This is a genomic window from Brucella tritici (assembly GCF_008932285.1).
In the GTDB taxonomy this organism is placed as follows: Bacteria; Pseudomonadota; Alphaproteobacteria; order Rhizobiales; family Rhizobiaceae; genus Brucella; species Brucella tritici.
The window spans coordinates 26,215-37,808 of record NZ_WBVY01000004.1; the positions used below are offsets into that span (position 1 = coordinate 26,215).

Genomic DNA, 11,594 nt, shown 5'->3' on the forward strand with positions numbered 1-11,594 from the left:
AACTGACAAAAAGATCAGGGCGCGAAAAGGGGAATGATTTATGCTTCTTGGCCGTACGGCAAACGGACTTTACTGGATGTTCCGCTATATAGAGCGCGCCGAAAACATGGCGCGCCTTGTCGATGCGGGACTTCGCATGGCACTGACGAAAACGTCTGACGCGCCGGAGGAATGGTCATCGGTCGCGGTTTCAGCGGGTGCAAGTCAGGGCTTCTCTGCAAAATACGACGTCTATAACGCCGCCAATGTTGCGGACTTCCTGCTGCGCGATGCAGACAATCCATCAAGCGTGATGACCTGCATTGAAACCGCGCGTTCCAATGCTCGCATGGTGCGCACTGCGCTGACACGCGAGGCGTGGGAAAGCGTCAACGAAGCATGGATGTCGCTGAAAAAGTCGCTGTGCAAGCCGTTGAAGGAAAGTGACCTCCCGCAGCTCCTCGATCAGATCAAGCGCGAGACAGCGCTCATTCGCGGCTCTTTCCACGGCACGATGCTGCGCAACGAAATCTTTGACTTTGCAAGCCTCGGTACTTTCATTGAGCGTGCTGACAATACGGCCCGCATTCTCGATGTGAAATATTATGTCCTGCTGCCTGCCATTTCCTATGTCGGCACGACGCTGGACAATTATCAATGGGAATCGATCCTGCGATCGGTCTCTGCGCATCGTTCCTATCGCTGGGTTTATGACGGTGACTACCGTCCGGCACAGGTTGCGGATTACCTGATCCTGAATGGCCGCATGCCGCGTTCGCTCCATTACTGCTATCGCAGCATCGCCGAACATCTGGATTATCTGTCGAAAGATTATGGCAATCGAGCCGCCTGCCACGAGACAGCGGACAAAATCTATGCGAGCCTGCAAAATCAGGACATATCCGCGATCTTCGACGTGGGCTTGCATGAATTCCTGACCGAATTCATTACCCGCAACAACCGGCTCGGTAACGAGATCGCAGAAACCTATAATTTCTATTGAGGTCTTCGCTTGCTGCTCAACATCCGGCACGTTTCACATTATCGCTATGAGCATCCGGTTCCCTATGCGGTCCAGAGGTTGCGGCTGCGTCCGCCAACGGTACCAGGCCAGATGGTCAAGCACTGGGAGTTGAAAATCGAAGGCGGTGAGCCGGAGGTTTCCTATGTCGACGGTTTTGGCAACAAGACCGATCTGGTCCAGCATACGCGTAATGTCAGCGAGATCGTCATAACCGCCAGCGGCAGTATCGATGTGGAAGACAGGGTGGGCGTATTGGGGCCTGTCTATGGATATGCGCCTCTCTGGCTCTTCGAACGCGAGACGCCTTTGACCGCGCCGGGCGAACGCATCAAGGCACTGGCGAGCGGCCTTTCAACTGGGCAGGAACGGCTTGCCCTGATGCACGATCTGATGATCACCATCCACAAGGCGGTCGCCTATATGCCGGGAACGACAAGCGTTTCAACCGATGCCGAAAGCGCATTGGAAACCGGAAAAGGCGTTTGTCAGGATCACACGCATATATTCCTTTCCGCAGCCCGTCTGATTGGCATTCCGGCGCGTTATGTCTCAGGATATCTGATGATGGAAGGCGTGGAGGAACAAACCGCGAGCCATGCATGGGCCGAAGCCCATATCGACGGACTTGGATGGGTCGGATTCGATGCCGCCAACAATATATGCCCAAATGACCGTTATGTGCGGATTGCAACCGGCCTCGACTATCGTGATGCGGCACCGATTTCGGGGGTCCGTCTCGGCGGTACGGTGGAAAGCCTTGCGGTTCACATCAATGTAGGGCAGTGATCTTTTTCGATAGCGAATTGCCTGCCGGATATTGCTTATGACCTATTGCGTTGGAATGAAAATCGATCGCGGCCTTGTATTCATGTCCGATACGCGGACAAATGCCGGGCTCGACAATATTTCTGTCTTCTCGAAGATGCGAAGCTGGTCCAAGCCCGGCGAGCGCGTGATTGTTCTGCTCTCGGCGGGGAATCTTGCGACGACGCAGGCTGTCGCGAGTCTTCTGGAAGAACGCATGAAGGCTCCGGCTGACCGGCATCCGTCAGTTTTCGATGCACCATCAATGTTTCAGGTTGCACGTCTTGTCGGCGATACCGTCAAGGAAGTGATCCAGAGTTCTGCCACCGGAGGGCAGAATGCCGATGCTTTCGGTGCGTCTTTCATTCTTGGCGGGCAGATCAAGGGCGGACAACCGCGCCTTTTCTACATCTATCCCGAGGGCAACTTCATCGAGAGTTCAGCCGATACGCCCTTCTTCCAGATTGGCGAGAACAAATACGGCAAGCCGATCCTCGTACGCGCCTATCAGGAGCGGATGAGTTTCGAGGAAGCGGTGAAGCTGCTGCTTGTATCCTTCGATTCCACGCTGAAAGCGAATCTGTCCGTGGGGCTTCCGCTCGACATGCAGATTTATGAAACGGGCAGCTTTGAAACTGGTGCCCGCAGACGATTTGAGGCCACCGATCCCTATTATCAGACCGTATCGGAAAGCTGGTCGGAGGCGCTGAAGTCCGCGCTGGAGCAATTACCGCCGTTCAGTTTCGACGGAGAATAGTGTCTTATAGCAGGGCGTTAAGATGCGAACGCATCACACCTGAAAAAGCTCAATCGCCGCACGGGCTTAACAGGTCTATGAAAAAGCCGGAGGAAAATTCCTCCGGCTTTGTTCGTTCTATATAATCAAATGATTAAAAGAACACTTTGAAGCGGTCTGCATCGTCCATGAAGGCTTTCTCGCCGAAAGGCTGTTCGTTCGAGCCGAACGGCATCTGAGCACGCAGCTTCCACGAGGCGGGAACATCCCAGACCTTCGCGACTTCCTGATCGATCAGCGGATTGTAATGCTGAAGGCTGGCACCGATGCCCGCATTGGCAAGTGCGGTCCATACCGAATGCTGTGCCATGCCGCCCGACTGTTCAGACCAGACCGGGAAATTATCGGCATAAAGCGGGAAGTTTTCCTGAAGACCCTTAACGACGTTCTGGTCTTCATAGAACAGAACCGTGCCTGCACCGGCAGCGAAGCTGTCGAGCTTGGCTTCCGTCTGCGCGAAAGCGTCGGCAGGAACGATCTGGCGAAGCGTTTCCTTCGCGATGTTCCAGAGCTTGTCGCTCTCGTCGCCGAACAGGATCACAGCGCGCGAGCTCTGCGAGTTGAAAGAGGAAGGCGTGTGCTTGACCGCCTCACGGATCAGCTCGGCAGTGTCTTCATTCGACAGTGGAAGAGACTTGCCCAGAGCGTACTGCGTGCGGCGCTTCTTGATGGAATTCAGCAGGGAATTGTTCATTACTCTGTCCTGTGTTTCAGCGGTCCAACAGGCTGTCAGGCTTGGGATTTTCAAGACAACCTCATGAATGATGTTGAAGGAAATATTGTTATTTTGGCTGCTGAAGCCAGCCCGTGTTTCTGAAACACACTGTCAACGATCCGTTGTTAGCCGGGCTTTACTGTTTACACTTTGATCGCCGCACCCATGCGTCGTTGGCGCTATACAAGAGCCTGAACAGTGCAACTTCTGCGGCTTTATGGGGTTTACAAGCGCAATTGTTTATTGGAATCTAACTAAAACAGTGGGATTTAGGGTCGATGAAATAACGACGCGCTTTCGCGTCGTTTTCGTGAAACGGGAAGAGGTCACGATAGTTTGAAGTCATTTATCATCATCGGAGCCGGTGCGAGCGGTATCATTCTGGCTGCACAATTGCTCCGGCGTTCACCAGAATCAGTCGTGCGAATTTTCGAGCGCTCCGGCCAATTGGGGGCAGGGATTGCTTATGCAACGGAAAACCCGAGCCATCTTCTCAATGTCCGCGCCAGCAATATGAGCGCATTTCCCGACCAACCGGATCATTTCGTAAACTGGTTGCAGTCGAGCGACATTGCCGGCGCCAGCTATTCGTGGGAACCGCACAGTTTTGCGCCTCGCAAGCTCTATCGCTCCTATCTGGAGCATCTGATCACGCCTCATCTTTCCGACGAGGATACACGTTTGACGGTTGAAAAGACCGGCGTTGTCGATGTCGCGCTGAAGGACGGCAGACCGACCATTACCACCGAGACTGGAGAAAAGTTCATCGCCGATGCTGTAATCGTGGCGACGGGCAACGAAGCTGCCATCGCAAAATCCGACAATCACGTTACGGAATATTGGTCGAGCAATGGCTACTTCGATGTGCCAACAGATGCTCCGGTTGCGATATTCGGCACAGGCCTGTCGATGATCGATAGCGTTTTGTCGCTGCTCGATAACGGCCATGATGCTGAAATATATGCGATTTCGCGCCGTGGGCTTCTGCCCGCGTCTCATGCGCCCGCACAAGCTTTTCCAATCGGAGCAGACGATCTGCCGGTATCGCTGGGCATTTCGAAGCTTATGCAGCGCGTGCGCGCCATGATGGTTGAAGCGGAAAAATCCGGTTCCGGCTGGCGCGGCGTGATGGATGGCCTACGTCCGCATACGCAGCATATCTGGGCGGGGTTGCCGATGTCGCAACGTCGCAGCTTTCTCCGTCATCTGCGTCCTTGGTGGGATGTGCATCGACATCGCATGGCACCGGCTGTCGCGGAACGTATCCAATCTGCCGTGAACAGCGGCCAACTTAAAGTCGCCGCAGGTCATCTTGTTTCGGTACGCGACGAAGGTCAGGGAATAGCAATCAGCTATCGCGCGCGGCATAGCCGACAGATCGAAAAACTGTACGTATCGACCGTTATCGATTGTCGTGGCGGTAATCCCCGTTTCTCGACAACCCGCAATGCGGCACTGATCGGCCTCATGGAACATGGCTTGGCCCGCCCCGATACGCTCGATCTCGGTTTCGATGTCACGCGTGATCTGCAAGTTCTTAATGCGCGAGGAGAGCCATCCGGTCCGTTTTTCGCTATCGGCCCGGTGACGAAAGGCGCATTCTGGGAGGTCACTGCCGTCCCGGACATCCGCGTTCAGGCTGAGCGGCTATCGGTTGTCTTGCTTGAAGGATGAAGCCGCTTCTGCGGCAAAAATTCACGAGAAGTTTTGTGTCATCCGGTTGAAAGGTTTTCAGGTCAGTATAGCCAACAGTCAGGTATCGCGATTGACAGTGGTCGATGAATTATAGATTTTCCGGTGCGGAGAACGATAAAATGATTCAAATCCATGCGATAAGCCATTGAAAGCTATTGCCATAATGTTCCGTGGCCGGTCATAATAACGCCATCGGAATATATGATTCCTCTCTACAACTTGCCGGAGCGATTCTGTTGCTGTTTTCTTGAGCGGTGCCTGCTTCGGATCAACCTTGATTTCGGCTAGGAGGCCTGTGGCGCATGATGATGGACGGCAGAATGCTTTTCCTGCTTGTCCTTCTACCATTTCTTGGCAGCGCCATAACCGGATTATTCAGGGGGGCTGATCGTAGCGGTTCGGCCTGGTTTACGGCAGCGATTGCGCTCGTCGCCTTTGTCGTAACCGCCAGCCTTTATCCCATTGTTTCGGACGGCAAGGTGCTTCACGGCACCGTGGAATGGCTTCCGGCCTATGGCCTCAATGTCACCTTTCGGATGGACGGCTTTGCCTGGCTTTTTGCTATGCTCATCACGGGCATCGGCCTGCTGGTCGTCATTTATGCGCGTTATTACATGTCGCCCGAAGATCCGGTGCCGAGGTTCTTCTCGTTCCTTCTGTCCTTCATGGGATCGATGCTCGGCGTGGTCCTGTCCGGCAATCTGATATTGCTGGCCGTGTTCTGGGAGTTGACCAGCATCTTCTCGTTCCTACTGATCGGCTATTGGTATCACAATGCCAGCGCCCGCGACGGCGCCCGCATGGCACTGACCGTAACGGGTATCGGCGGATTCTGCCTGCTCGCAGGCGTTTTGATCCTGGGCCATATTGTCGGAAGCTACGATCTCGACAAGGTGCTGGCAGCGGGCAACATCGTGCGGACGCATCCGCTTTACAGCGTGGCGCTCATCCTGATCCTGCTCGGGGCCTTTACAAAAAGCGCGCAGTTTCCGTTCCACTTCTGGCTTCCCAATGCCATGGCGGCGCCCACACCCGTATCGGCCTATCTGCATTCGGCAACCATGGTGAAGGCAGGCGTGTTCCTGCTGGCGCGCCTGTGGCCGGTTCTCAGCGGAACGGAAGAGTGGTTCTGGATCGTTGGTTCGGCTGGTCTCATCACGCTTCTGATTGCCAGCTTCTTCGCGGTTTTCCAGCAGGACCTCAAAGGGCTGCTTGCCTATTCGACCATCAGTAACCTTGGTCTGATTACCGTTCTGCTTAGTCTTGGCAGTCCGCTTGCCGCCGTTGCTGCAATCTTCCACATGGTCAACCATGCGATTTTCAAGGCATCGCTGTTTATGGCCGCGGGCATCATCGACCATGAGACCGGCACCCGCGACATGCGCAAGCTGAGCGGGTTGTTGCGGCCCATGCCCTATACGGCGACGCTCGCCATGGTGGCGAGTGCAGCCATGGCGGGCGTGCCGCTGCTCAATGGCTTCATTTCCAAGGAAATGTTCTTTGCTGAAGCGGTTGAAACGCACATGGCGTCCTGGCTCGATACGATCACGCCTTACGTCGCCACGATTGCCGGTATTTTCACGGTCGCCTATTCCGTACGTTTCATCTATTCGACGTTTTTCGGGCCACCACCGCATGACCTGCCGCATGAGCCGCACGAGCCGCCGCACTGGATGCGCCGTCCTATCGAGCTCCTGGTTCTGCTTTGCTTGCTGATCGGTATCATTCCGGGCCTTTCCATCGGACCGTTCCTGCATTCGGCTGTTCTGTCGGTATTGGGGCAGGCCACCCCTGAATATAGCCTGTCGGTCTGGCACGGCTTCAACCTGCCGCTGATAATGAGTATCGTCGCCATGATCGGCGGTATTCTTCTGCACTGGATGCTGAAGAACTATCTCGCAACCAGTGAAGACGGCCCGCCATTCTTCCGGCATTTGCAAGGACAGCGCATTTTCGAGCGTGTTCTGGTGACCTTGTCATGGAACTGGGCGCGCAAGGCAGAATCATTCCTCAGTACGCGCCGTCTGCAGCCGCAGCTTCGCATTGTGGTTGCGGTGGCCGTCCTTGCAGCCGCCTGGCCGATTTTCGCTTCAGGCCTGCAGTCCGGCTCGCTCGGCGCCCAGCCTGTGGACCCGATCTTCGCCGGTCTCTGGATACTCGGTGGAGCTTGCGCCATCGGCGCGGCCTATCAGGCAAAATATCACCGGCTGGCAGCGCTGATCCTTCTCGGCGGAGCAGGGCTTGTCACCTGCATCACTTTCGTCTGGCTTTCCGCGCCCGACCTTGCAGTGACACAGTTGCTGGTCGAGATTGTCACCACCGTTTTGCTGCTTCTCGGACTTCGCTGGCTGCCGAAGCGCTGGGAAGATCCTGATCCGCTCCCGGTACAAATTGGCCCGCGCATCCGCCGTTATCGCGACTTGCTGCTTGCAATCGGCAGCGGAGCAGGGGTAGCGGTCATCGCCTACGCGGTGATGACGCGAATGTCGCCCAGCAGCATTGGCGACTATTTCCTCGAAAACGCCTATTCAGGTGGCGGTGGCAAGAATGTCGTGAACGTCATTCTGGTCGACTTCCGCGCTTTCGATACTTTTGGCGAAATCGCCGTTCTCGGCATTGTAGGTCTTACAGTCTTTGCGCTCCTGCGCCGTTTCCGTCCTGCGCCCGACACAACCGGATCGACTGCCCAGCAGAAGATTCAGGATGCCTATGACGAGGCCGCACCCGACCGCAAGGCAGGCGAGACACTGGCTGATTATCTGGCCGTGCCATCCGTCATCATGCAATGGCTGTTCCCGGTTATCATTGTGCTGGCAGTGCATCTGTTCCTGCGCGGTCATGATCTGCCAGGCGGCGGATTTGCGGCCGGCATCACGCTCGCAATTGCATTCCTGCTGCAATATCTGGCGTCAGGCGCGCGAGTGGTAGAAGACCGCTTGCGCATTCTGCCCTTGCGCTGGATCGGGTTGGGTTTGCTGTTTGCGGCTGCAACAGGCGCAGGATCGTGGTTCTTCGGCTATCCGTTCCTCACCACGTTCTTCCAGTATACGGAAATACCGCATATCGGAAAAATGCCGACGGCCAGCGCCCTGCTGTTCGATCTCGGTGTATTCACCCTCGTGGTGGGCGCTACCGTCCTTGTTTTGATCGCTCTCGCGCACCAATCGCTGCGTAAGCATCGTGTCGAGAAGCTCGCCGCAACGAAGGAGGAGAACTGATGGAACTCGTTCTTGCTCTGGCAATCGGCGTGTTGATGGCATCAGGCGTCTGGCTCATTCTTCGCCCGCGCACATTCCAGGTAGCGATCGGCCTGTCGCTGATTTCCTACGCCGTCAATCTCTTCATCTTTTCGATGGGACGCTTGCGCACGAATGCTGCCCCCGTGCTCGACAGCGGCGTTGACGTTCAGGCCGCACAATATACCGATCCGGTGCCACAGGCGCTCGTTCTGACCGCCATCGTCATCGGTTTCGCAATGACCGCACTTTTCCTTGTCGTGCTGCTCGCCTCGCGCGGATTGACACGTACGGACCACGTGGACGGCAAGGAGAACTGATGTTGGACTGGAAAACGCACCTCATCGTTGCTCCAATCGTCCTGCCGCTCGTCACCGCGGCTGTCCTGCTGCTGTTCGATGAGCGCAAGCGCAAACTCAAGATGGCCATCAACTCCATCTCGACCTTGGGGTTGATTGCGCTTGCCATCACGCTTGCCGGCATGGCGAGCGACAAGGCGCCCGACGCTCTGGTTTACCTGATTGGCAACTGGCCCGCACCTTTCGGCATCGTGCTGGTGCTGGATCGGCTAGCGGCACTCATGCTTATGCTGACCAGCCTGCTTGGTATGGCTTCGCTCAGCTTCGCACTCGCGCATTGGCACAAGGCCAGCCCGCACTTCCATACAATCTTTCAGCTTTTGCTGATGGGGCTGAACGGCGCATTTCTGACTGGCGATCTGTTCAACCTCTTTGTTTTCTTCGAGGTGATGCTGGCAGCCTCCTACGGTCTGGCGCTGCATGGGTCTGGCCCGGCACGCGTAAAGGCTGGCATGCACTATATTGCCGTCAATCTTGTCGCTTCCTCGCTGTTCCTGATCGGTGTCAGCCTGATCTATGGCGTGACCGGCACATTGAATATGGCCGATCTTGCACAGAGAATTCCGCAGGTCGCGGCTGAAGACCGTATGCTGCTTGAAGCAGGGGCGGCAGTTCTGGGCGTTGCCTTCCTCGTCAAGGCAGGCATGTGGCCCCTCAATTTCTGGCTTGCGCCAACCTATACGGCTGCAGCAGCACCGGTGGCAGCGGTATTCGCCATCATGAGCAAGGTTGGCATTTATGTTCTTCTGCGCCTGTCGCCGCTGATGTTCGGTATCGGTGCCGGTTCTTCCTATGGTTTCGGCAATGACTGGCTCTATTTCGGCGGGATGGTCACGCTTGCCTTTGGCCTGATCGGGGTCGTCGCATCGCAGGCAATGGGCCGCCTCGCCAGCTACAGCATTCTCGTATCCTCCGGCACTTTGCTGGCTGCCATCGGCAGCGGTAACACTGCCATGACCGGCGCCGCATTATTCTATATGGTCAGTTCCACGCTCACCATTGCAGCGTTTTTCCTGCTGATCGAATTGATCGAACGCGGACAGGATGCGGCTGCAAACGTTCTTGCCGTTACCATGGAAGCCTATGGTGACGACGAGGAGGAAGAAGACGAGGACGAGATCGGGGCAGTGCTGCCCGCGACCCTTGCCGTCCTGGGAACATTCTTCGGCATTTGCGCGATATTGCTGATCGGCCTGCCGCCGTTCTCCGGCTTTATCGCCAAGTTCCTGATCCTTGCAGCCGTTTTCAACGGTGATGGTCCGACACCGCAGCTCGCAATGCCCGTCAGCCCGGCAAGTTGGGCACTGGTCGCGCTCCTTCTATTGTCTGGCCTTTCAGCGCTGATCGCGATGACGCGTACCGGTATTCGCACGTTCTGGGCCTCTCTTGAAGGCAATGTGCCGCGCGTTCTGGTGCGGGAAGTTGTGCCGATTGCAGGGCTTTTGGCAATCTGTCTGGCTCTGACAATCGCTGCCGGTCCAGCCATGCGCTATATGGATGAAACGGCGCGTTCGCTGCATAATCCGGCATCCTACATAAGCAGTGTCCTTAATACGCCGCGCGCAGGCACCGAAACGGAGGGGGCACAGTGAAAAGAATCCTGCCTTATCCGCTTCTGTTCGCCTCGTTGCTGCTGTTCTGGCTGCTTTTGAACGGCTTCACACGGGCACAGCTCCTGCTTGGCGCGATCATCGCGCTCGTGGCGTGTCTCATCATGACGGCCTTGCAACCGCAGAAGAACCATATTCGTTCGGTTCCGACGATGCTCTGGCTGTTCGGCACCATGAGCTACGACATCCTGCAATCCAATATCGCGGTGGCAGGCATCATACTGTCGCGCAAGCGCAAGCGGCGTCCGGGCTTCGTCGTTATCCAGCTCGATCTGGAAAACCGGACCGCGCTTGCCGTTCTCGCCTGCATCATCACTGCAACGCCGGGCACGGCCTGGGTGGACTACAACGCTGCCAGACGCGAACTGACCATCCACGTGCTCGATCTGGATGATGCGCAGGCCTGGCGGGACACGATCAAGGGAAGATATGAGAAGCCGCTTATCAAGATATTTGGAGCGGCTGACATCATGGAAGAGGAGAAATCCGCATGAGTGCAGTTATCATCTTCTGGTCCCTGCTTGCTGCTCAGCTGATGCTTCTCGGTGCACTGGCTTGCGTGGTCTACAGGCTGCTTGTAGGCCCGCGTGCGCAGGATCGCATTCTCGCCGCCGATGCGCTCTACCTCAACGCGCTGCTTCTCCTGATTACGTTCGGCATACGCACGGGCAGCATCATCTATTTCGAGACGGCGCTGATTATCGCTCTTCTTGGTTTCGTCGCAACAGTGGCGCTGTCCAAGTTCCTCATGCGCGGGGAGGTGATCGAATGATCAACGCAGGCGAACTTCCCGTATGGGCAGCTATAGTTATTGCTTTTTTTCTGGTCGCCGGTGCCTTCCTTACGCTCGTCGGGTGCATCGGGCTTGTCCGTTTCAAAAGCTTTTATGAACGCGTTCATGCGCCCACACTTGGCTCGTCCTTCGGAGCTGGCGGCATCCTGATCGCGTCGATAATATTTTTCTCCATCTTGCAATCGAAGCCGATTCTGCATGAAGTGCTTATTACCGTCTTTGTGGTCGTCACAACGCCGGTAACGCTCATGCTGCTCAGCCGCGCCGTGATCCATCGCGACAGAACGCAGGACAGCAAGGAGCTGCCTTCATCTTCCGACCCGCTATAGGTCTGTAGGTATCATGCTTGAGGGTGCGGAGAGGGCGGAAAGCCAGCGTTTTCCGCCGCACCAAATGGGGAAACTCGCTGCTCCGTCATGGACGCAGCGGCTGTCGCTTCCGGGCTGACCGGAGACCTGTTTTGGAGTTCGCTTCAAGACCGGCTATCCTGCTCACCGGAAACACCATCTGCCATTTGCCGAATCCCTGGCCTGATTGCCCACCGACTGCGGAGCGGAAGCAGCGGCCTATCGTCGTTTCGGAC

Annotated in this window: 11 protein-coding genes; 10 read left to right on the plus strand and 1 reads right to left on the minus strand. The window is 56.2% G+C overall.

Annotated elements, in window-relative coordinates; translation table 11 throughout:
- The first annotated feature begins 40 nt into the window (after positions 1 to 40).
- The 3 genes from F9K94_RS14540 to F9K94_RS14550 are packed head-to-tail and all read left to right on the plus strand — an operon-like array spanning position 41 to position 2,564.
- The gene (locus tag F9K94_RS14540) at positions 41 to 982 is read left to right on the plus strand and encodes an alpha-E domain-containing protein (RefSeq protein ID WP_151646472.1); all 942 of its coding nucleotides are present in this window, start codon (positions 41 to 43) and stop codon (positions 980 to 982) included.
- A gap of 9 nt (positions 983 to 991) precedes the next feature.
- On the plus strand, positions 992 to 1,789 hold the full coding sequence (locus F9K94_RS14545) for a transglutaminase family protein (RefSeq protein ID WP_151646474.1): 798 nt from the start codon (positions 992 to 994) through the stop codon (positions 1,787 to 1,789).
- Positions 1,790 to 1,826: 37 nt separating this feature from the next.
- Positions 1,827 to 2,564 (plus strand): proteasome-type protease, encoded by a 738-nt coding sequence (locus F9K94_RS14550; RefSeq protein ID WP_151646476.1) that lies wholly within the window; start codon positions 1,827 to 1,829, stop codon positions 2,562 to 2,564.
- Positions 2,565 to 2,697: 133 nt separating this feature from the next.
- On the opposite strand, the gene F9K94_RS14555 is transcribed toward F9K94_RS14550, so the two are convergent.
- Positions 2,698 to 3,297, minus strand: coding sequence for a nitroreductase family protein (locus F9K94_RS14555; RefSeq protein ID WP_151646478.1), 600 nt, complete (start codon positions 3,295 to 3,297; stop codon positions 2,698 to 2,700).
- Between the two features lie 357 nt (positions 3,298 to 3,654).
- On the opposite strand from F9K94_RS14555, the gene F9K94_RS14560 reads away from it, so the two are divergent.
- From F9K94_RS14560 to mnhG, 7 genes are all read left to right on the plus strand, one after another.
- Positions 3,655 to 4,992, plus strand: coding sequence for an FAD/NAD(P)-binding protein (locus F9K94_RS14560; RefSeq protein ID WP_151646480.1), 1,338 nt, complete (start codon positions 3,655 to 3,657; stop codon positions 4,990 to 4,992).
- A gap of 323 nt (positions 4,993 to 5,315) precedes the next feature.
- On the plus strand, positions 5,316 to 8,231 hold the full coding sequence (locus tag F9K94_RS14565) for a monovalent cation/H+ antiporter subunit A (protein ID WP_151646482.1): 2,916 nt from the start codon (positions 5,316 to 5,318) through the stop codon (positions 8,229 to 8,231).
- Complete coding sequence (locus F9K94_RS14570; protein ID WP_010658730.1) at positions 8,231 to 8,569, plus strand: Na+/H+ antiporter subunit C; 339 nt, start codon at positions 8,231 to 8,233, stop codon at positions 8,567 to 8,569. Before F9K94_RS14565 ends, F9K94_RS14570 begins: the two co-directional genes overlap by 1 nt.
- A gap of 2 nt (positions 8,570 to 8,571) precedes the next feature.
- The gene (locus tag F9K94_RS14575; protein ID WP_151647670.1) at positions 8,572 to 10,200 is read left to right on the plus strand and encodes a monovalent cation/H+ antiporter subunit D; all 1,629 of its coding nucleotides are present in this window, start codon (positions 8,572 to 8,574) and stop codon (positions 10,198 to 10,200) included.
- Positions 10,197 to 10,712, plus strand: coding sequence for a Na+/H+ antiporter subunit E (locus F9K94_RS14580; protein WP_151646484.1), 516 nt, complete (start codon positions 10,197 to 10,199; stop codon positions 10,710 to 10,712). The genes F9K94_RS14575 and F9K94_RS14580 overlap by 4 nt, the downstream gene beginning before the upstream one ends.
- Complete coding sequence (locus tag F9K94_RS14585; RefSeq protein ID WP_010658733.1) at positions 10,709 to 10,990, plus strand: K+/H+ antiporter subunit F; 282 nt, start codon at positions 10,709 to 10,711, stop codon at positions 10,988 to 10,990. The genes F9K94_RS14580 and F9K94_RS14585 overlap by 4 nt, the downstream gene beginning before the upstream one ends.
- Positions 10,987 to 11,340 carry a monovalent cation/H(+) antiporter subunit G gene (mnhG, locus tag F9K94_RS14590; RefSeq protein ID WP_061345280.1) on the plus strand — a complete coding sequence of 118 codons (354 nt, stop codon included), beginning with the start codon at positions 10,987 to 10,989 and terminating at the stop codon, positions 11,338 to 11,340. The genes F9K94_RS14585 and mnhG overlap by 4 nt, the downstream gene beginning before the upstream one ends.
- The last annotated feature ends 254 nt before the right edge of the window (positions 11,341 to 11,594 follow it).